A 19909-nucleotide genomic window follows, 5' to 3' on the forward strand; every position below is an offset into this window, starting at 1 on the left:
GAGGGACGAAAGTCACCCTGGAGTTCCCTGATCGCTCCCCCTACTCTCAGCCGTATCCCAGTTCGGAGGGGTGGGTGAACTGGGCACGGAACAGGGGAGTGTCCATGCAGTTCTCTCTGCATACGAATTCCGAACGCGAACAGAAGAACAAGGACCGGAGAACGCGACGACGCCTGCTGTCGCCGCGACGACCGTGGGCGGTGGCGACGATGCTGGCCCTCGTGCTCGGGTCGCTCGTCGCGCCCGTGCTGCCCGCGACGGCAGCCCCTGGTGACCCGGCGCAGCTGTACCTCGGCGTCTCGTACGAAGGTCCGATCGTCGGCTCCGACAAGGACCTCACGGCACCCACGGAGTGTCCGGCGAACTCGGTCCTCACCGCGGTGCAGACGGAGAACCGGACGGCGGATGCCCCGGGCGCCACCGGCAACTCGATCCTCACGCGCTTCAGCCTGCAGTGCTCCACGATCACCGTGAGCAACGCGGGCGTCATCACCGCGACGGTGAACCCCACCTGGATCACCGGACCGGTCTACGACCAGAGTCGCGGCAACGTGCAGACGGCGACGTGTCCGGCGAACACCTTCGTGCACCGGATCACCGGTACGACCTTCGTCGGCGACAACGGCGCCCGCTGGCCCTCCTCGGTGCAGATCACGTGTCGTCCGATGACCTTCACGGCGGCCGGCGAGCTGCGGGTCAACCTCGCGGCGACTCCCACCGTGCTCACCGCAGGCCAGAACTTCAACACCAACGGCGGCCTCGACACGCCCACACCGCGATGCGGGCTGGCCGGGACGACCGGAACGAGCGACATCGTCGTGCGCGGTTATCGGGCGCAGAGCGGTGGCGAGGGCATCGACGGCTTCAATCCTTCCTGTACGACCATCCCCGACGACTTCGGCGATGCGCCGGCCAGCTACGGTTCGGTCTCCCAGGAGCTGAACGCGGCGACGTATCTGGGGTGGTCTGCGGATGCCGAGAGCGCGATGCAGTACAGCGCGAACGCGACGGGTGACAACGTGGTCGGCGGTACGGCCCCGAACCAGACCATCAACGACGAGACGGGGGTGGCGTCGTTCGGGCCGATCATGGCGAGCGTGACCAACACGTATTCGGTGTCGGTGCTGGCGTCGAACAAGGTGCCAGGGGTGCCGGCGACCTTGGTCGGCTGGATCGACTTCAACCGCAACGGCGTGTTCGATGCGAATGAGGGTGCCACCGCGGCGGTGCCCGCAGGGACGGCGGACGGCTCGTCGGTGACGCTGAACTGGTCCGGCATCGCCTCCCAGACGGTGGGCGGGCAGACGTTCGCGCGGTTCCGCATCCAGAGCGGGACGGGTCTGACCACGGCGACCCCGACGGGGACCGGCGGCCCGGGTGAGGTGGAGGACTATGCCCTCGCGATCACGGCTCCGGCGCCGTCTCTGGCGTTGACGAAGACGGTCACGCCGACCACCGCCTCCGCGGCGGGGGACACGGTGACCTACTCGTTCGCGGTCTCCAACACCGGCAACGTCGCCGTATCGGGTCTCGGCATCCGCGAGTCCGCGTTCAGCGGCACCGGGACGCTCGGGGCGGTGAGCTGCGCGGCGACGACGCTCGCCGTGGGGCAGAACACCACCTGTACGGCGGCATACACGCTGACGCAGGCGGACATCGATGCGGGCACGGTGACGAACACCGCGCTCGCGACCGGTACCTCTGAAGCGAACACCGGTGTGGAGAGCAACCCGAGCACCGCGACGGTCACCACGACCCGCACCCCGGCGCTCACGGTCGTGAAGTCGGCGACCCCGTCCGGACCGGACGACTTCACGGTCGGACAGGTGATCGACTACTCGTTCATCGTCACCAACACGGGCAACGTGACCGTCTCGAACATCGCGGTGAACGAGACGGCGTTCACGGGTTCCGGCTCCCTGTCGACGATCGAGTGCCCGGTCGCCCCCCTCGCCCCGGGTGCGCAGACGACCTGTAGCGCGAGGTACACCCTGACGCAGACGGACGTGGACGGGGGATCGGTCAGCAACACCGCGACCGCCACCGGCGTGCCGCCGGGGTCGCTGACGCCACCGGTGTCGCCGCCGTCGACCGTGCGCGTGCCGGTGGACCCGGCTCCGGCTATCTCGCTGGAGAAGAGCTCCGAGACGACCGCGATCACGGCCGCCGGACAGACGATCGACTACTCCTTCCTCGTCACCAACACCGGGAACGTGACCCTGACCGACGTGGGTATCGATGAGGAGGCCTTCTCGGGCACCGGGGCGCTGGACGTGAGCTGCCCGGCCGGCGCCGGATCCCTCGCCCCGGGAGCCGAGGTCACCTGCACCGCGAGCTACACCGTGACCGCCGCGGACTACAACACGTCCGCGCTCACGAACACGGCCACCGCGACGGGCACGCCGCCGACCGGCACGGCACCGGTGTCCTCGCCGTCCACCGTCGAGATCCCCGTCACCTCCGCTCCGGCGCTCACGGTGACGAAGTCGGCGGACCGCACGGAGATCACCGCCGCGGGTCAGACCATCACCTACTCCTTCCTCATCACCAACACCGGAAACGTGCCGATCGCCGACGTCGGGGTGACGGAGACCGCCTTCACCGGCACGGGTACGGCTCCTGTCATCACCTGCCCCGCGGCCGCCGCATCGCTGGCTCCGGGTGCGCAGGTGACGTGCACCGCTCCCTACGTGGTGACCCAGGCCGACATCGACGCGGGCGGGGTGACCAACACCGCGACCGTGACCGGGGAGCCGCCCACGGGCGAACCGCCGGTGTCACCGCCCTCGACCGTGGTGGTCCCTGCGGACGAGTCGCCCGCGATCAGCCTCGTCAAGACCGCCGACCCGACGTCGATCACCGCCGCCGGGGCGACCGTCGACTACGCCTTCCTCGTCACGAACACCGGCAATGTGACCCTCACCGACATCACCGTGACCGAGACCGCCTTCTCCGGCACGGGCACGGCCCCTGTCATCACCTGCCCCGCCGCCGCCGCCACACTCGCTCCGGCCGCCCAGGTCACCTGCACCGCGTCCTACGAGGCGACGCAGGCGGACGTCGACGCGGGTCAGGTGACCAACACCGCCACGGCGACGGGCACGCCGCCCCGCGACCTCGAACCGCCGGTCTCCACCCCCTCCACCGCGATCGTCACCGTGCCGAGCAGCCCCGCCCTCACGGTCGCGAAGTCGGCCGACCGGACGGAGATCACGGCCGCGGGCCAGACCATCACCTACGCCTTCCTCGTCACCAACACCGGCAACGTGACCATCGCGGACGTGACCGTCGACGAGGTGTCGTTCACCGGGACCGGCGCGGCTCCGGTCGTCACCTGCCCCGCGGGCGCGGCATCGCTCGCGCCCGGGGCCCAGGTCACCTGCACTGCGACCTATGAGGTGACACAGGCCGACATCGACGCGGGCGGCGTGACGAACACCGCCACCGTGACCGGTGACCCGCCCGGAACCCTCGAGCCGCCGGTGTCGCCGCCCTCCGAGGTCGAGGTCCCGTCGATCGAGACGCCCGGGATCACCGTCGTGAAGTCGGCCGATCCTTCGACCGCCGCCGGCTACACGGTCGGAACGGAGATCACCTACACCTTCGTCGTCACGAACACCGGCAACGTGACCCTCACCGACGTGACGGTGGATGAGACGGCCTTCACGGGCTCGGGCGAGCTGTCGGCGATCACCTGTCCGGCGGGGGCCGCGGCGCTCGCGCCGGGGGCGCAGATCGCCTGCACCGCCACGTACACGCTGACGCAGACCGACGTCGACTCGGGGCAGCTGTCGAACACGGCGACGGCGACCGGAACGCCGCCTTCCGGCACGCCGCCGGTGTCGCCGCCGTCGACGGTGGAGATCCCGGGTGACCCGGCGCCGGCGCTGACCGTGGCGAAGACCGCGGATCGAACCGAGATCACGGCGGCGGGGCAGACGATCACCTATTCGTTCCTGGTGACCAACACCGGTAACGTCACGGTGCGCGACATGACCGTGGACGAGGGCACCTTCACGGGCACAGGGACGGCTCCCGTCGTGACCTGTCCGGCGGGTGCGGCCACCATGGCACCCGGGGCCCAGGTCACGTGCACCGCCGAGTACGTCGTCACGCAGGCGGACATCGATGCGGGCGGGGTGACGAACACCGCGACCGTGACGGGCACGCCGCCGTCGGGGGAGCCGCCGGTGTCGCCGCCGTCCGAGGTCGAGGTGCCGTCGGAGCCGTCGCCCGGCCTGTCGGTCTCGAAGACGGCGGACCGGACGGAGATCACGGCCGCCGGGCAGACGATCACCTATTCCTTCCTCGTCGTGAACACCGGCAACGTGACGCTGACGGATGTCGAGGTGACGGAGGCCTCGTTCACCGGCACAGGGACGGCACCCGTCATCGAGTGCCCGGCCGCGGTGGCGTCGCTCGCTCCGGGAGCCGAGGCGACCTGTACGGCGGAATACGTCGTCACGCAGGCTGACGTGGATGCGGGTGGTGTGACGAACACCGCGACCGTGACGGGAACGCCGCCGTCGGGGGAGCCGCCGGTGTCGCCGCCGTCCGAGGTCGAGGTGCCGTCGACGCCGGCACCGGGACTGTCGGTGGTGAAGTCGTCCGACCGCACCACGATCACCGCAGCGGGCCAGACGATCATCTACTCCTTCCTCGTGACCAACACGGGGAACATGACGATCGCCGACGTGACGGTGGACGAGACGACCTTCACCGGAACCGGCACGGCTCCGGTCGTGACGTGTCCCGCCGCAGCCGCATCGCTCTCGCCGGGAGCCCAGGTCACCTGTACCGCGCCCTACGTGGTCACCCAGGCCGACCTGGATGGCGGCGGGGTGACGAACACCGCGACCGTGACCGGTACGCCGCCCACGGGCGAACCCCCGGTCTCACCGCCGTCGACCGTGCTGGTCCCCGGCGACCCGGCACCCGCGCTGACCGTGGCGAAGACGGCCGACCGGACGGAGATCACCGCCGCCGGGCAGACGATCACCTATTCGTTCCTCGTCACCAACACCGGAAACGTCACGCTCACGGAGGTGGGCGTGGACGAGGTCTCGTTCACCGGTACCGGGACCGCGCCGGTGGTGACCTGCCCCGCGGGAGCAGAATCGCTCGCCCCGGGGGCGGAGGTGACGTGCACCGCACCGTACGTCGTGACGCAGGCCGACATCGATGCGGGCGGCGTGACCAACACGGCCACCGGTACGGGAACGCCGCCGTCCGGGGAGCCGCCGGTGTCGCCGCCGTCGACGGTCAGGGTGCCGTCAGACGGGTCGCCGGCCCTCACGGTCGCCAAGACGGCGGACCTCACCGAGATCTCGGCCGCAGGGCAGACGATCACGTACTCGTTCCTCATCACCAACACGGGCAATCTGACGATGACGGACGTCGGTGTCGAGGAGGTGTCGTTCTCGGGGACGGGAACCGCGCCGGTGGTCACGTGTCCTGCCGAGGCGGCATCGCTGGCCCCGGGAGCGACGGTGACCTGCGCCGCGCCGTACGTGGTCACCCAGGCCGATGTGGACGCCGGGCGACTGACGAACACGGCTGTCGCGACGGGGGAGCCCCCGACGGGACCGCCGACCAGCGAGCCGCCGGTCACGCCGCCGTCGACGGTCGAGGTCCCCGGCGACCGGAACCCGGCGATCACGGTCGTGAAGTCGGCCACCCCGAATGCTCCGGACTCCTATGTGGTGGGCCAGGAGGTCACGTACTCGTTCGTCGTGACCAACAGCGGCAACGTCACGCTGACGGATGTCGTGGTGAACGAGGGGGCGTTCTCGGGGACGGGGACGCTGTCGGCGATCGACTGCCCGGCAGGCACCGCATCGATGGCCCCCGGGGCGCAGCTCGTCTGCACCGCGTCGTACGTGCTGACGCAGGCGGACATCGACGCCGGTCAGGTGACGAACTCCGCCACGGCGACCGGCGACCCGCCCGGGGATCTGCAGCCTCCCGTGTCGCCGCCGTCGGAGACGCGCGTCCCGGCGCTTCCCGCCCCCGGCCTGAACATCGTGAAGTCCGCGACCCCGGCCGTGATGACCACCGTGGGGGAGACTCTGGAGTACTCCTTCGTCGTGACCAACACGGGCAACGTCACGCTGGCGGACGTGGTGGTGGACGACACGGACTTCTCCGGAGAGGGCGAGCTGTCGGCGGTCACATGCCCGGATGAAGCGGCCCGCATCATCCCGGGGCAGACGGTGACCTGCACGGCGACGTACACGACCACTCAGGCCGACGTGGACTCCGGACGGCTGACGAACACCGCGACGGCCACGGCGACACCGCCCACGGGCACGCCGCCGGTGTCACCGCCGTCGACCGTGGAGGTGCCGTTCGACGGGACCAACTCCCTCGCGATCGAGAAGCGGGCGACGACCGTCGACGTCAACGCCAACCGGATCATCGACCTCGGCGATCGCGTGGAGTGGACGATCATCGTCACCAACACCGGGGCACAGACGGTTTCCGACATCGCCGTGTCAGACCCGACGGCCGGTGCGGTCACCTGCCCGGCGACGAGCCTCGCCTCCGGGGAGCAGATGACATGCACAGTGCCCCCGCACACCATCGACGCCGCGGACGTGCGTCGCGGCGAGGTACGAAACGTCGCGACGGTGACGGGGAACACGCCGGACGGGCCCATCGATCCGCCGACCTCGCAGACGATCACCCGAGTGGTCCCCACCCCGCCGACCGGTCTCGCGGTCACGGGCGGCACGCTGATGGCCGGAGGGCTGCTCCTCGGGGGAGTGATGGTCCTCGCCGGGCTGGGTCTCGGCCTCACCCGGGTGCGCCGGCGAGAGGAAGAGCAGGAGCAGCGCTGACCGAGAAGTGGTCCGTGGCGGGTGCGAATCACCCGCCACGGACGGTCGGGTCGAAGGAGGAGCCCATGATGTCCGCACGCCACCGCAGGATCGCCCGTCTCACGGCGCCGCTCCTGATCTCCGTGTTGCTGCTCAGCGCCTGCACCGCGGCCGAGGAGGAGCCGACCCCCACCCCGACCGCCGCGGACGGAGCGCCGCAGATCCCCGGTGAAGAAGAAGGGGTCGTCGGAGCGACGAGCGTACCGGAGGACGTGCCGGACGCTCCGGAGGTGCGCGCCGGCACTCAGATCACGACGTGCACCACCGAGGACGACGGCGGGACGGCGGAAGGCGTGGTCGGCAATCCCACGGACGAGGATGCGACGTACGTCGTGACCGTGTTCTTCACCACCGACGCGGCCACGGTCGTCGGGTCCGGTCAGGCGACGGTGGAGGTCCCCGCCGGCGAGGAAGCCGACTGGTCCCTCACGGCGGACTTCGTGCCGCCGAGCGATCTTCGCTGCGCGCTGCGCGGGGCCGGCGCCGCGTCCTGAACCGACCGCCATCGACGGGCGCCGCTACGGCGCGGGGACGTAGTGCGCGAGCGGGTCGAAGGGAGGCTGCGAGGAGAGGTGCGCGACGGCGGCAGCGCCCACCGCGCAGGCCGTCTGCAGGGCCGACTGCGGCGGCAGTCCGCTCTGCAGGGCGAGCACGAGCGCGGCGCAGAAGGCGTCTCCCGCCCCCACGGTGTTGAGCGCGCGGGTGGGCACGCCGTCCGCCCGTGCGATCTCCTCGCCGCCGCGGAACAGGGCAGCCCCCGCGGCGCCGTAGGTCACGGCGACGAGGGCGGCATCGGCCAGCTCCGGCATCAGCTCGCGCTCGGTCTCGTTCACGATGAACAGATCCACCCGCTGGAGCAGCGCGTCGGGAAGGGGCTGTGCGGGGGCGGCGTTGACGGCGACGAACCCCTCGGCGCGGGCGACGACGCTCTCGACGACGGACATCGCGATCTCCAGTTGCAGCAGGACGGCCTCGTCCGGCCCGACCGCGACGCCCTCGAGGGAGACGAGCTCGTTCGCGCCGGGGCACACCGCGATCTGGTTCTCGGCGTCGGCACCCACGACGATGAGGGCCGTCCCGGTGGGCGCGGCGACCGTGCGCAGGTCCGCGGTGTCGACGCCGGCGTGGCCGAGCTCATCGCGCATCCAGGCGCCGTCGGCGTCGGCCCCGACGGCCCCCACCATCCGGACCCGGCCGCCCAGCTTGGCCGCCGCGACGGCCTGGTTGGCACCCTTGCCGCCGAGATCGCGCGAGAGCCGGCCCCCGGCGACGGTCTCGCCGGCGGTCGGCAGCCGATCGACGAAGGCGGTGAGGTCGACATTGGCGCTCCCGACGACGACGAGGGAAGGGGCGAGGACAGCGTCCGGCTTGACGTTCATGAGAAAGAGTGTAAACGTTTACGCACACCCGATTGCAAAGGAGCACCCCATGCCCGTCCCCGTCCTCCTCGACTGCGACCCCGGCCACGACGACGTCTTCGCCATCTGGCTGGCGGCGGGAGACGAGCGCATCGACCTCCGCGGCGTCACGACCGTCGGCGGCAACGGCTACCTGGAACACACCACCAGGAACGCGCAGATCGCCCTCACGGTCGCGGGCGTGACCGGCGTCCCCGTAGCTGCGGGAGCCGACAAGCCGCTCCGCCGCGAGCTCACCCCGGGGGCCTGGATCCACGGGGACAACGCCCTCGGTGGACCCGTCCTCCCCGAGCCCACGGTCCCGCTCGACCCGCGGCACGCCGTCGACTTCCTCGCGGAGACCCTGAAGGCCTCCGCGGAGCCGATCACGGTGATCCCCACGGGCCCGCTGACGAACATCGCCCTGCTCCTCCAGCAGCACCCGGAGGCGGCCCGCAACATCAAGGAGATCATCTGGATGGGCGGATCGACCGGACGCGGCAACGTCGGCGCCTATCCCGAGTTCAACGCCTGGGCCGACCCCGAGGCCGCGGCGGTCGTGTTCGCCTCCGGTCTGCCGCTCACCATGGTCGGCCTCAACATCTCCCACCAGGCGCTCATCACCGAAGAGGTCGTGCAGCGGATCGCGGCGGTCGGCAACCGCACGGCGGCGTTCGGCGTGGAACTGCTGCGCTTCTTCTCCGCGTCGTACGACAAGGCCGAGGGGATGCCGGAGGGACCGCTGCACGACCCCATCACCGTCGCCATCGCGATCGATCGCGCCGTCGCCACGGTGCAGCGCTGCCATGTCGACATCGAGACGGCCGGCGAGTTCACGGCAGGGGCGACGTGTGTCGACCTCCACGACATGCTCGGCAAGGAGCCGAACGCCGACGTCGCGCTGACCCTCGACGTGCCGGCCTTCTGGAACCTGGTGACGGATGCCGTCGCAGCACTCGCCTGAGGGTCACGCGCCCGGCGCGGGAGACGTCGACTCGGCCACGCGCAGGGTCGGGGCCACGCGGCGCAGGGCGTACGGGGCGTCCGGATCCTCCCTCCGCTGCACGAGAGCCTCCACCGCCTCCGCGGCGAGCTCGTCGAACGGCTGGACCACGGTCGTCAGACGCGGCTCGCACACGTCCGCCAGCATGGTGCCGTCGAATCCCGTGATGAGGATGTCGTCGGGGACGCGGAGGCCGGCGCGCTTCAGCGCGGCGACGGCACCGGCGGCGACGAGGTCGTCGCCCGCGACGATGGCGTCCGGGAGCGGACCGCGCGCTCGCAGCTCCGTGACGGCGGACTCGCCGAAGGCGAGCAGGTATTCGCCGAACACGTTCTCCTCGACCGGCAGCGACCGCGCGCGGACGATCGCCTCGAACGCGGCGCGGCGCTCGCGGCCGACCGACGTGACGTCGTTGCCCGACACGAGGACGATGCGAGAGGCGCCGCGGGAGACCAGATGGTCGACGGCGAGCCCGATGCCATGATCGTTGTCCACCCCCACGAAGTCGGCATCCAGGTCCAGCACCCTCCGGTCCACCTGGACCAGGGGAAGGCGCTGGGCGGTATCGGCGACGGCGTCGAACGACAGCTCCGCATCGGACGGGACCACGAAGACCCCCTCGACGCGGCGCTCGACGAGCATGCGCAGGCGCGCGCGCTCGCGGTCGACCTCGCCGTGCGAGTCCGCGATGACGAGGTCGAATCCCCGCCGCTGCAGATGGTCCTCGAGGCGATGGACGAGCTCACCGTAGAACGGGTTGCTGATCACCGGGACGACCACGCCGATGGTCGCGCCGGTGCCTTCGCGCAGACCGCGGCCGATGAGGTTGACCCGATACCCGAGCTGCTCGGCCACCCGGGCCACATGCTCGGCGGTGGCTCCGGAGACGCGCTCCTTGCCGTTCAGCGCGCGGGACACCGTGGCGATCGACACCCCGGCCGCGGCTGCCACATCGTGCAGCGTCACCGACGGCTTCCTCATCCGCACCTCGACTCCCGTCGGGCGCCGACACCGGCGCCTCGACTCCCAAGATAAGCCGCGCGTAAAGGATTACGCATTCCGGCGCCCCCGCACCGACACGAAGAAGTGAGAACGACATGCACACCACCGCCCTCCGGCCCCGGACGGCCGTCGCCCCGCTGATGGTCGCCCTCCTCGCGGCCTGCCTCGCGTTCCAGCTCAACGCGAGCATGCTCAGCCCCGCTCTGGTCACGATGGAGCGCGAGCTCGACGCGACGGCATCGGAGATCGCGGCGACCCAGACGGTGTTCTTCACCGCCGCCGCCCTCTTCACCCTGTTCCTCCCGCGGCTGGGCGACCTCATCGGACGGCGGCGCGTGCTCGTCGGCATGCTCGTGGTGATGGCGGTCGGCTGCGTGGTCGCGGCGCTCGCGACGAACGTCCCGATGCTCTTCGTCGGCCGCCTCATCCAGGGCGTCTCCGGTCCCGTCGTACCGCTGTGCCTGATCATGCTGCGCGCGGCCGTCGCGGACCCGAAGATGTACGGCACGCTGCTCGGCGTCGTCACGGCCGTCAACGGCGGGATCGCGGGCGGCGACGCGCTGCTCGGCGGCTACCTCGCCACGAACCACGGGTTCGCCTCGATCTTCTGGACCATGGCCGGTGTCGCGGTGGCTGCGGCGCTCGTCGTGCGCCTTCTCGCCCCGGAGACGATGGCGGAGGACCGTCCGCGCATGGACTGGTGGGGGTCGCTGCTCCTGGTCGTCTCCGTCGGGTCGATGCTCGTCGCCCTGAACGAGCTCGGGAAGCTCGCCGAGGCGGACGTGCTCCTGGTGATCGTGCTGGCTGTCTTGGCCGTGGTGTCGTTCCTCGCCTTCTGGAAGCTGGAGGGCGCGCTGCGGGACCCGCTGGTCTCGCCCGCTCAGCTGAAGCAGCGCTCCACCTGGGCGCTCTGCGCGACCTCGTTGCTGACCCTCTCCGGCATCTTCGCGGTGATGAACGGCGTGGTCCCCGCTCTGGCGCAGGACACCGGCATGGGTCTGTCCATGAGCGCCGAGGAGGTGTCGTTCTGGATCCTGATGCCGTACGCGCTCGCCGGCCTGCTGATGGGACCGCTGACCGGACGGCTCGCGGCGACCGTGGGCTACCGCGCGATGCTCCGGGTGGGACTGATCGGCACGATCGTCGTGCTCGTGCTGATGGTGGCGAACGTCGGGACGTCCTCCCGGGTCACCCTGCTGCTGCTCTCGGTCGCGGCCGGCGTCACGTACGCCGGCATCGGCAACATCATGCTGAACGGCCTCGGCGTCGTGCTGTCGCCGAAGGAGCGGCCGGGATCGCTCCCCGGGTTGAACACCGGCGCGATCAACCTCGGGGCGGGACTGAGCTTCGTCGTGATCTACGCGGCCCAGACCTCGTTCGGCGGCAGCGGGGATGCGGCGGGCGGCTACGTCGCCGCGCTCCTCACCGGCGCCGTCGTGCTCGCAGGCGCGCTGACCTTCTCCCTCTTCATCCCGAAGCCCGTCCACGCCGAGCTGACCCGCTGAGGCGGCTCAGCTGAAGAGGATGAGCACGTAGACGGCGAAGGTCGCCAGGTGCGCGGCCCCGTGCATCGCGGTGACCCGCTTCGCCGCGAACGTCGTCACCGACAGCAGCAGGGTGACGGCGAGCATGAGGAGGTTGGCCGGCGACTCGGCGAGCACCACCTGCTGCCCGGTGAGCATGCCGATCAGGAGGACCGCCGGAATGGTCAGGCCGACCGTCGACACGAGCGCCCCGTGGCAGAGGTTGTTCACGCGCTGGGCCTCGCCGTTCAGGGCCGCGCGGATCGAGGTGATCGACTCCGGGAGGAACACGATGCCGGCGATCAGCAGCCCCGCCAGGGCGACGGGAGCGCCGAGCCGGCCGAGACCGTCGTCGAGCAGGGCCGCCATGTCGTGCGAGAGCAGCACGATGGGGACGACGGTGATGACGAGGAGGACGAGGCGGGTCAGCACCTCGACGCGGTGGGCCGCGAGCACCGCGCGGATGGGGGTCCGCGGTGCCGCGTTCGCCGCCGTGTGGGCTGGCCGCAGCCTCTCGTCCACCTCGGTGAAGTCATCGGCCTGCGCACCCATCTGCCGGAACAGGAAGAACGCGTACAGGACGAGTGTGAGCACGATGATCGGGATCTCCTGGCCGACCGTGTACGCACCGCCGTGGCCGATGAGCCCCGGAAGTCCGAACGCCAGAGCGACGAGGACCACGAGCATCGACAGGTACGCGGATGTGCCGGTGCGGTTGTGCGCCATACCCCGATGGCGGAGTCCGCCGAGGAGGAGGGCCAGGCCGATGACGAGGTTGAGGATGATCATGGAGACGGCCATGACCGAGTCGCGCGCGATGGTGGCGTGCTCGCCCGGCCCGAGCATGACCGCCGAGATGAGGATCACCTCGATGAGCACGATCGACAGGGTCAGCACCAGGGATCCGTAGGGATCGCCCAGCCGGTGGGCGAGGGCCTCGGCCTGCTTCACGACGCCGAACGCGCACACGAGGATCACGGCGACGATCGCGAGGAGGGCGACGACCAGGAGTGGTCCCGGCACGGGAGGCGCGAGCAACGGGTGCAGGGCGAGCAGGGCGACGACCGCGCCCCAGCCCAGGGCCACACGCAGCAGGTCGGTGCGGGTGATGAACGACCGGATCATGACGGACTCCTTCATGAGTCAGTCGTCGTGTGCGGGTACTGCTCCCTCGTCCGCTGCTCCGGGTGCCGGAGACACCCTCAGGATACCCGCGCTCCCGGAACAGCGGCTGAGCAGTGCAGGTCTCAGCTCTGGGGGGCGTCGTTCCAGGACCAGATGTCGTCGCCGCGCAGGACGGCGTCGGCTCCGCCGTCGCAGTAGATCGTCTGACCCGCCATGTGGGTGTTGACCGGGCTGGTGAGCCAGACGAGGAGCTCGGCGATGGAGGACGCCGGCTGGTGGTAGTTCAGGGGCATCGGCACGGCGGCGTCCACCATGGCCAGACCTTCGGGCGAGTCGAGCAGGCCCGCGGTCATCGCCGTGATGACGGTGCCGGGGGCGACGGCGGTCAGCGGGATGCCCGCTCCCGCCCACGCCGGGGTGATGCTCTCGCGACGGACCCACCGCGACAGGGCGCGCTTGCTGGACGAGTAGTTGAGGAACCCGGCCTCGGGCGTCGCGGCCAGGCGGTCGCCGATCTCGATCGCGCGCGCCTCGTCGCCGGCGAGGGCCGCGTCGACGAGCTCGGGCGACACCGGCTGCAGCGAGGCCATCGACGACACCACGGCGGCGCGCGGCGCATCGGCCAGGCTCAGCGTGGGCTGCAGCGCGGTCAGGAACTCGGTCACGCCGAAGAAATTGATGGACATCGTCTTCGAGATCGGAGCCGAGATGCCGGCGCAGGCGATGACGGCGTCGATCCCGTCGTCGGCCGCCTCGACCACGGCGCTCGCCGCGGCCAGACGCCCCTCGTGGGTGGACAGATCTCCGTCGACCTCGACGCCGGCGAGGTCGACGCCGATGACGGTGTGGCCCTGAGAGCGGAGCAGCTCGGCGGTGGCGGCGCCGATGCCGGATGCGGATCCGGTGACGATATAGGTGCGGGTCATGGGGTTTCCTCCTTGATGGACACGACCGGCGGCGTGCCGGACAGTGCGGTGACGAAGCGGCCGAGCTGGCGGCGGAATCCGTCGATCTCGTCCGGTGACCAGCCTGCGACCGCATCGCCGACCATGCGATGGCCGGCCTCGACCAGGCGCGTATAGGCCGTCCGGCCCGCGTCCGTCAGGCGCACCTCGACCGTGCGTCCCGAGCGCACGGGGTCGACGACGCCCTGCGTCGCCATGCGGGCGACGAGCTTCGACGTGGTCGGCCGCGACAGTGTCGCGTGCGCGGCCAGGTCGCCGAAGCCCATCGCACCGCCGTTCATCCCGAGCAGGTAGAGCGCGCGGATGGCGGACGGATCGAGGGCGACGTCGACGGCCTCGGCGACCTGGCGTTGCAGATCGCTCTCACTCCATTCCGACACCACGCGGACGAGGGCCAGGTGGATGCCGGCGACGTCTTCGCCGGTGGTCATGTGTCCAGGGTACGCCTCAAAGTTGCCTCAGGCAACAGTTGTGATGTATCCCGCGCTCGCGGTGTCCTCCGCGAGGGTGAAGAAATGCCGATCGCCTGCCCGCCGCGCACGCCGCCACCGGCGCTGCTGCCCGTCGGCATAATCGAGCACGATCCACGCGGGTGGAGGTGTGCCCTGCGGACCGAGGACGAATGAGCACGCCCCGAGGCCGGGGGAGGCGAGTTCGGCGACGAAGCGGTCGTCGCCGGGTGCGAAGGGTGCGGTCTCGTGGAGCTCTGCCGGCTGCAGGCGGAGGACGGTGTCGGAGTGCTCCCGGACGTCGGAGCGGAGTCGACGCCTCATGCGACACCGCCTCGGCGTGCCGCCCACTCGCGGGTGTCGCGGACGCCCTGCGCATCGAGGTAGGCGCGGATCACGTCCTGGGTCAGGCGGATCTGCGCCTCCGTGCCCATCGCCGCCTGCATGACGCCGATCGCGGGCGCGGGCTTCCCATCCACCCGCTCGAGCGCCTCCCAGACGATGTCCTCGCGGCCGCCGCGACCCAAGGAATGCGGCATCGAGGTGAACCCCGTGCGGCGATGGTCGGTGGGTCGTGTCTCTGGCATGGGGATTCCTCTCTCGGGGCGGATGGGCAGGCTCGCGCCGAGGGACGTGTGTCCCTCGCGCTGCGCACGTCGGACCGCGGGGGGTGCTCTCCCCGACTCCGGCGCACGGGCTGCGGCGGCGCGCCTCCGCAGGCGGCCCTCTGAGTGGCGTGCGGAGCGGTCTGCCTGACCGGTTGCTGTCCTCCGACCGTACCACGTTATTTTGAGTCATTCAAAAGAAGTGAGAGACGATCACGGTTCCGTACAGGGTTGCAGAGCGATTCGCTCAGGCGTTTTTCTCCCGTTCAGCGGGAAATTTGACTTCCCTGTGCTTCCGGGTATGGTCGGGGGTTACGCCAGCCAGTCACAAAGGGGAAGCGCCATGTCAGGAAAGTCCACACCGGGTCGCGCCGGAAAGAAGGCGCCGCAGCTCTCTCTCAAGGAGAAGCGGGCGGCGAAGCGCGCGAAGAACGCCCCGGACGAGTTCCTCAAGCCTCGCAAGGGCGCGAAGAGCTGAGGACTCCGGCCCGGCGGGTGCGGCGCTCGATCGTGGCACCCGCCGGTACCCGGGCGATGGGCTACCGGGGTGCCACCGTTGTGTCAACGGGCCTGTCCTGAGCGCCGATCCGACGCACGCTGGAGTCTCCGTCACGAGAGGAGCGCGTCATGTCGAACCCGGAGGCCTTCATGTACCCGGATGAGCCGCTGCAGCCGGAGGAGCCTCTGCGACCCGAGGAGGAGGACGTCGTCGAGTCCGATGAGGAGCCTTCGCGAGAAGGCATCGCGGCACACCTCGCCGAGCGCGGAGGCGACGATCCGGACGCTCTTCAGGACGTGCCGGCCGGCGGGGCCGGAGCCGACGCCGGCGCGGGGAACGCGGCCCGCGTGGACCCTGCGTCGAAGAATCCACCGGAGCCCGCCTACGAGTCGACCCACAGCAAGGAGCCCGGCGTCGGTCCGCGGCATGAAGAGGGCTGAGCGACCGATCAGCGGAAGACCCGACTGATTCCGCTCTCGACCTGCACGAGTTGGATGAACACCAGCCCGCGCAGGAGGGGCGCGAAGGGCGACCGCAGCGCTCGTCGGATCGGCCCGCGTGGCCTGGTCTCCCATGTCAGCGTCGCCCGGAGCTGTGTGCCGCCCGCCGCCGGTTCGAGCGCGAGGGCGAGGAGGCGCGGGTTCGCGTTCGGGGCGTCGGGATGCTCGAAGCGCCAGGCCACGTGTGTGGGATCCTGCGGCGCCGAACGGGTCACCCGGAGGCGATGGAATGCCGGCTTGCGCCGGAGTGGTCGTCCGTCGGGGGCCGTCGTGGGGGCGAACGCCTCCCAGGGACCGTCCTCGGGTCCCGGGAGGATGGTGGCGACGCTCTGATCCCAATCCGGGAGACGGTCGGCGGTCGAGAGCAGTGTCCAGACATCCGTCATGGCGGCCGGGATGAACATCGAGCGTGACCCGGAGATCCCGGAGATCTCCCGCCGTCGCTGCAGCGGGCGCGCTGCGGCTTCGACCTCATCCAGTTGCACCGTGATGTCGTCCGCCGTCACGGCGAGCCGGTCGAGGATGGCGGTGATCAGGCCGCTGGGCTCCTCGAGAAGGGCGCGGAGCACGGCGGCCGAGTCGCCCTGTCGGCCGCCCCCTGTGGCGGCGCGGAGCACCGCGAGGGCGCGGTCCGTCCAGTCGTAGCCCTCGGTCTCGTGGAAGACGATGCGACCGGGGCCGATCGAAGGGGCGTCCACGCCCACGGCCTGGAGCTGTCCGGCGTGCTGCGCCTCGACCGCCGTCCGGGTGGCGTCGAGATCGACGCCCGCACGCCGCAGGACCTGTCCGCCGGTGTCGGCATCGAGCGTGAGCGCGAGCAGCAGGTGATCGATGTCGGCATCGCGGACACCCAGGCGTGACGCCTCCTCCATCGCCGCGAGCGAGAGGGTGTGCATGGTCGCAGCGGCCTGCGTGAACCGGCTCATGCGTTCCGCCGCGGAACCGGGATCGTCGGATCGATGCGACGACTGTGCTTCTTGTGCACGGCCTGCCGCGTGACCCCGAGGGCGTCGGCGACGGCCTGCCAGCTCATCCCGGCGCGGAGCCCGGCCTCCACCTGGCGCAGTTCGAGAGCGTCGGCGAGCGTCCGCAACGAGGCCACCGCGCGCAGCCCGGCACGGGGATCGGTCGTGTCCGCGGCGGCGCGGGCGATGTCGAGGGACTCCATGATGTCAACCTAGGTTGCTGGCAGCGATGCTGTCAACCCGGGTTGCTTCTGGAGCCCCTCGACGATCCGTCAGGCGGCGGAGGGGTGCAGCACGACCTTGATGCAGCCGTCCTTCTTCTCCTGGAACGTCCGGTACAGGTCCGGGGCGTCCTCCAGGGCCGCGTGGTGCGTCGTCAGATCCATCACGCCGAGCGGGTCGGACGGGTCCTCCACGAGCGGGAGGATGTCGTCGATCCAGTTCTTCACGTTGCACTGTCCCATGCGCATGCTGATCTGCTTGTCGAACAGGGTCTTCATGGGCAGGATGTCGGCGTCGCCCGCGTACACACCGCTCAGCGAGACCGTGCCCCCACGACGGACGGCATCGATCGAGGCGTACACGGCGGCGAGACGATCGATCCCGGCCTTGTCGAGCATCTGCCGTGCCGCGGGATCGGGCAACAGTCCGACCGCCTTCTGCAGGAACTCCACGCCGCTGTTGCCGTGTGCCTCCAGGCCCACCGCATCCACGACCGCGTCGGCGCCACGACCCTCGGTGGCATCGCGGATCTCCTCGATGGCCGTGTCCGTGAGGTCGAGCGTCTCGATGCCGTGCCGCTCCGCCATCGCGCGCCGCTCCGCCACCGGCTCGACCGCGATGACGCGGTGGCCGCGGTGCCGGGCGATCCGGCTGACGAACTGCCCGACGGGGCCGAGTCCCATCACCGCGAGCGTCCCGCCTTCGGGAAGCTGCGCGTACTCCACGCCCTGCCATGCCGTCGGCAGGATGTCGCTGAGGAAGAGGTAGCGCTCATCGGGCAGGTCCGGCCCGACCGGGATGTGGTTGTAGTCGGCCAGCGGCACGCGGAGGTACTCGGCCTGCCCGCCGGGGACCTGGCCGTAGAGCTTGGTGTAGCCGAAGAGTGCCGCGCCGCTGCCGTACTTGCGCACCTGGGTCGTCTCGCACTGGGACTGCAGCCCGCGGAGGCAGAAGAAGCACACCCCGCACGAGATGTTGAACGGGATCACGACGCGGTCGCCGGGCTTCAGCTTCGTGACGTTCGCGCCGACCTCCACCACGACGCCCATGGGCTCGTGCCCGAGGATGTCCCCGCGGTCGAGGAACGGGCCCAGCAGTTCGTAGAGGTGCAGGTCGGATCCGCAGATGGCCGACGAGGTGATCCGGACGATGGCGTCCGCCGGCTGCTGGATGACCGGGTCGGCGACCTCCTCCACCGTCACGTTCCGCTTGCCCTGCCAGGTGAGTGCCTTCATCATGTCCTCCACGTCTCGATGTCCGTCGTCCCTCCACGCTCTCGGGCGAGCGGCAGCATGGCCACCCGGTTGACAGGTCGTGGACGACGTGCGATCCCAGGACTCAGTGGAACGGGCAGCCGCGCCCGGAACCGGCGGCACGCACCCGCCCACCCGAGGAGGGCCTGGTGGGAAGGCGGCGACGGTTCACGTCGAGTCCCTCGTCGAGCACCGTCAGCTCCGGGTCGCTCAGCACCGCGACGGCGGCGGAGAGGCCGGCGATGACGAGCTTTTCCCCAGGGCAGCGGTGTCCGGTGGCGACGTCGCCCCCGCCCTGCGGGACGAAGGTCACGAGGTCCTCGTAGTCGTCCACGTCGGTGAAGCGCTCGGGGGCGAAGCGCTCGGGGTGGGACCACGACCGCCCATCCGTGTTCGTGCCGAGGATGTCGAGCACGACCCGGCCGCCCTCCGGGACGGTCACCCCCTCGATCTCGACCTCGGTGGTGGTGCGACCAGGCAGCATCGGCACGAACAGCCCCGTCCGCCGCACCTCCTGCGCGAACATCGTCGCCAGGGTCCCCCCGACCAGGGCCCCGCGCTCGGAGGTCTCGGCGGCGATCCGAGTGCGCCATTCGGGGTGATCGTGCAACTGCTTCGCGGCGAAAGCCACGAACCGCGCGGCGGCGATCATCGGGCGGATGCTGTTCTGCAGCTCCACGCCGGCGACCTGGGTGGGCAGGAGCGCCCCGGTCTCGTCGCGGTGCGCGGCCCACAGGGCGAGTGCCGTGCCCTCGGGGGCCGACAGATCGCCGGCGCGGACGGCTTCGATGAGGCGTCGCGCATGGCGGTCGGAGAAGATGCGGTTCGCGAAGGCCTCGACATAGGCGGGGGAGTAGGGAGCACCGAATCCGTCGACGATCTGGGCGAGTCGGGCTGCCCATCGGGTGTGCGCCGCGGCCGTGCCGGGCAATCCCGCCCACCGCATCATGGCGCGACCGAACGCACCGACGGCGGCGTCGTACGCGGTCCGGGTGCCGCCGGCGCGCCAGTCCTCGAGCTCCGCCGCCCACTCCCGTTCGAGGAAGGGCGTGAGCCGCTCGACCTGGGCATCCTCGTACGCGGCCTCCACGAAGGTGGCTTTGCGGTGGCGGTGCGCCGCGCCGTCGAGCGCGTGCACCGAGCCGTGCCCGAAGAGCGGTTCGCGGATGACCCCCGGCATGGCGCCGGCGCGGGCGATGCGGCTCTCGTCGTAGAACAGCTCCACCCCCTCGGCTCCGCGGACGAAGGCGGCGGGGTGCCCGAGGAGGCGCATCGGGGCGGAGCGGGCGCCGGGGCGGGCTCGGCGCCAGATGCGCTCGCCGAAGTCGTAGCCCCGGGTGAGCAGCGACGGCGAGTCCTCGTGCAGGACCGCGTCGAGGCCGTTGGACAGTCGGGAAGTCAGTCGCTGAAGCATGATCCGACCCTGTCACGTGGCCGCGAGGGGGCCCAAGGGGGAGGCGACTTCGGATCGATTGTGCTAGCCGGGCTGCCGGTGCCGCCGATGTCAAGCACCTGTCCGACCG

General features: G+C 70.8%; 17 protein-coding genes. 6 read left to right on the forward strand and 11 right to left on the reverse strand.

Annotation, left to right across the window (positions count from 1 at the left end):
• The first annotated feature begins 104 nt into the window (after positions 1–104).
• Positions 105–6839 (forward strand): DUF7507 domain-containing protein, encoded by a 6735-nt coding sequence (locus tag AC3B5L_RS00290; protein WP_490096037.1) that lies wholly within the window; start codon positions 105–107, stop codon positions 6837–6839.
• 65 nt (positions 6840–6904) lie between these two features.
• Positions 6905–7372 carry a YdgH/BhsA/McbA family protein gene (locus AC3B5L_RS00295; RefSeq protein ID WP_490096038.1) on the forward strand — a complete coding sequence of 156 codons (468 nt, stop codon included), beginning with the start codon at positions 6905–6907 and terminating at the stop codon, positions 7370–7372.
• Positions 7373–7396: 24 nt separating this feature from the next.
• On the opposite strand, the gene AC3B5L_RS00300 is transcribed toward AC3B5L_RS00295, so the two are convergent.
• Positions 7397–8257, reverse strand: coding sequence for a ribokinase (locus tag AC3B5L_RS00300; RefSeq protein WP_363590210.1), 861 nt, complete (start codon positions 8255–8257; stop codon positions 7397–7399).
• Positions 8258–8306: 49 nt separating this feature from the next.
• Here AC3B5L_RS00300 and AC3B5L_RS00305 point away from each other — a divergent pair, with 49 nt between their 5' ends.
• Positions 8307–9239: a nucleoside hydrolase gene (locus AC3B5L_RS00305; RefSeq protein ID WP_187662812.1), complete on the forward strand. Its 933-nt coding sequence runs from the start codon at positions 8307–8309 to the stop codon at positions 9237–9239.
• A 3-nt stretch (positions 9240–9242) separates the two neighbouring features.
• Here the strand turns inward: AC3B5L_RS00305 and AC3B5L_RS00310 are convergent, their stop codons facing one another.
• Entirely contained in the window at positions 9243–10244 is a 1002-nt protein-coding gene (locus AC3B5L_RS00310; protein ID WP_259954164.1) for a LacI family DNA-binding transcriptional regulator, read from the reverse strand.
• A 131-nt stretch (positions 10245–10375) separates the two neighbouring features.
• Between AC3B5L_RS00310 and uriT the strand changes: the two genes are divergently transcribed.
• The gene (uriT, locus tag AC3B5L_RS00315; protein WP_259954163.1) at positions 10376–11785 is read left to right on the forward strand and encodes a uridine transporter UriT; all 1410 of its coding nucleotides are present in this window, start codon (positions 10376–10378) and stop codon (positions 11783–11785) included.
• Positions 11786–11791: 6 nt separating this feature from the next.
• On the opposite strand, the gene AC3B5L_RS00320 is transcribed toward uriT, so the two are convergent.
• The 5 genes from AC3B5L_RS00320 to AC3B5L_RS00340 all read right to left on the reverse strand — a co-directional run bounded on the left by AC3B5L_RS00320 (position 11792) and on the right by AC3B5L_RS00340 (position 14929).
• On the reverse strand, positions 11792–12928 hold the full coding sequence (locus AC3B5L_RS00320; protein WP_259954162.1) for a calcium:cation antiporter: 1137 nt from the start codon (positions 12926–12928) through the stop codon (positions 11792–11794).
• A 122-nt stretch (positions 12929–13050) separates the two neighbouring features.
• The gene (locus tag AC3B5L_RS00325; protein WP_490096039.1) at positions 13051–13854 is read right to left on the reverse strand and encodes an SDR family NAD(P)-dependent oxidoreductase; all 804 of its coding nucleotides are present in this window, start codon (positions 13852–13854) and stop codon (positions 13051–13053) included.
• The gene (locus AC3B5L_RS00330; protein ID WP_187662817.1) at positions 13851–14324 is read right to left on the reverse strand and encodes a MarR family winged helix-turn-helix transcriptional regulator; all 474 of its coding nucleotides are present in this window, start codon (positions 14322–14324) and stop codon (positions 13851–13853) included. The genes AC3B5L_RS00325 and AC3B5L_RS00330 overlap by 4 nt, the downstream gene beginning before the upstream one ends.
• A gap of 27 nt (positions 14325–14351) precedes the next feature.
• Positions 14352–14666 carry a hypothetical protein gene (locus tag AC3B5L_RS00335; RefSeq protein WP_187662818.1) on the reverse strand — a complete coding sequence of 105 codons (315 nt, stop codon included), beginning with the start codon at positions 14664–14666 and terminating at the stop codon, positions 14352–14354.
• Positions 14663–14929: a hypothetical protein gene (locus AC3B5L_RS00340; RefSeq protein WP_187662819.1), complete on the reverse strand. Its 267-nt coding sequence runs from the start codon at positions 14927–14929 to the stop codon at positions 14663–14665. The genes AC3B5L_RS00335 and AC3B5L_RS00340 overlap by 4 nt, the downstream gene beginning before the upstream one ends.
• 361 nt (positions 14930–15290) lie before the next feature.
• Between AC3B5L_RS00340 and AC3B5L_RS00345 the strand changes: the two genes are divergently transcribed.
• Together AC3B5L_RS00345 and AC3B5L_RS00350 are read left to right on the forward strand one after the other, a co-directional pair.
• Positions 15291–15425 carry a hypothetical protein gene (locus AC3B5L_RS00345; protein ID WP_255218720.1) on the forward strand — a complete coding sequence of 45 codons (135 nt, stop codon included), beginning with the start codon at positions 15291–15293 and terminating at the stop codon, positions 15423–15425.
• Between the two features lie 149 nt (positions 15426–15574).
• Positions 15575–15886 carry a hypothetical protein gene (locus AC3B5L_RS00350; protein ID WP_187662820.1) on the forward strand — a complete coding sequence of 104 codons (312 nt, stop codon included), beginning with the start codon at positions 15575–15577 and terminating at the stop codon, positions 15884–15886.
• 8 nt (positions 15887–15894) lie between these two features.
• On the opposite strand, the gene AC3B5L_RS00355 is transcribed toward AC3B5L_RS00350, so the two are convergent.
• The 4 genes from AC3B5L_RS00355 to AC3B5L_RS00370 form a co-directional block, all read right to left on the reverse strand.
• Positions 15895–16872, reverse strand: coding sequence for an SRPBCC family protein (locus AC3B5L_RS00355; RefSeq protein WP_259954160.1), 978 nt, complete (start codon positions 16870–16872; stop codon positions 15895–15897).
• Complete coding sequence (locus tag AC3B5L_RS00360; RefSeq protein WP_259954159.1) at positions 16869–17114, reverse strand: hypothetical protein; 246 nt, start codon at positions 17112–17114, stop codon at positions 16869–16871. The genes AC3B5L_RS00355 and AC3B5L_RS00360 overlap by 4 nt, the downstream gene beginning before the upstream one ends.
• A gap of 69 nt (positions 17115–17183) precedes the next feature.
• Positions 17184–18368 carry a zinc-dependent alcohol dehydrogenase gene (locus tag AC3B5L_RS00365; RefSeq protein ID WP_259954172.1) on the reverse strand — a complete coding sequence of 395 codons (1185 nt, stop codon included), beginning with the start codon at positions 18366–18368 and terminating at the stop codon, positions 17184–17186.
• A 103-nt stretch (positions 18369–18471) separates the two neighbouring features.
• Positions 18472–19800 (reverse strand): cytochrome P450, encoded by a 1329-nt coding sequence (locus AC3B5L_RS00370; protein ID WP_490096040.1) that lies wholly within the window; start codon positions 19798–19800, stop codon positions 18472–18474.
• Positions 19801–19909 lie beyond the last annotated feature (109 nt).

This window comes from Microbacterium sp. C-MGS6 (assembly GCF_058140415.1).

Bases quoted from the DNA above. Each gene is read 5' to 3' on its own strand.
- AC3B5L_RS00350 (WP_187662820.1), top strand. From the start codon at position 15,575: ATGTCGAACCCGGAGGCCTTCATGTACCCGGATGAGCCGCTGCAGCCG.
- AC3B5L_RS00370 (WP_490096040.1), bottom strand. From the start codon at position 19,800: ATGCTTCAGCGACTGACTTCCCGACTGTCCAACGGCCTCGACGCGGTC.
- AC3B5L_RS00335 (WP_187662818.1), bottom strand. From the start codon at position 14,666: ATGAGGCGTCGACTCCGCTCCGACGTCCGGGAGCACTCCGACACCGTC.
- AC3B5L_RS00295 (WP_490096038.1), top strand. From the start codon at position 6,905: ATGATGTCCGCACGCCACCGCAGGATCGCCCGTCTCACGGCGCCGCTC.
- AC3B5L_RS00305 (WP_187662812.1), top strand. From the start codon at position 8,307: ATGCCCGTCCCCGTCCTCCTCGACTGCGACCCCGGCCACGACGACGTC.
- AC3B5L_RS00290 (WP_490096037.1), top strand. From the start codon at position 105: ATGCAGTTCTCTCTGCATACGAATTCCGAACGCGAACAGAAGAACAAG.
- AC3B5L_RS00330 (WP_187662817.1), bottom strand. From the start codon at position 14,324: ATGACCACCGGCGAAGACGTCGCCGGCATCCACCTGGCCCTCGTCCGC.
- AC3B5L_RS00360 (WP_259954159.1), bottom strand. From the start codon at position 17,114: ATGGAGTCCCTCGACATCGCCCGCGCCGCCGCGGACACGACCGATCCC.
- AC3B5L_RS00320 (WP_259954162.1), bottom strand. From the start codon at position 12,928: ATGATCCGGTCGTTCATCACCCGCACCGACCTGCTGCGTGTGGCCCTG.
- AC3B5L_RS00340 (WP_187662819.1), bottom strand. From the start codon at position 14,929: ATGCCAGAGACACGACCCACCGACCATCGCCGCACGGGGTTCACCTCG.
- AC3B5L_RS00300 (WP_363590210.1), bottom strand. From the start codon at position 8,257: ATGAACGTCAAGCCGGACGCTGTCCTCGCCCCTTCCCTCGTCGTCGTC.
- uriT (WP_259954163.1), top strand. From the start codon at position 10,376: ATGCACACCACCGCCCTCCGGCCCCGGACGGCCGTCGCCCCGCTGATG.
- AC3B5L_RS00355 (WP_259954160.1), bottom strand. From the start codon at position 16,872: ATGAGCCGGTTCACGCAGGCCGCTGCGACCATGCACACCCTCTCGCTC.
- AC3B5L_RS00365 (WP_259954172.1), bottom strand. From the start codon at position 18,368: ATGAAGGCACTCACCTGGCAGGGCAAGCGGAACGTGACGGTGGAGGAG.
- AC3B5L_RS00325 (WP_490096039.1), bottom strand. From the start codon at position 13,854: ATGACCCGCACCTATATCGTCACCGGATCCGCATCCGGCATCGGCGCC.
- AC3B5L_RS00345 (WP_255218720.1), top strand. From the start codon at position 15,291: ATGTCAGGAAAGTCCACACCGGGTCGCGCCGGAAAGAAGGCGCCGCAG.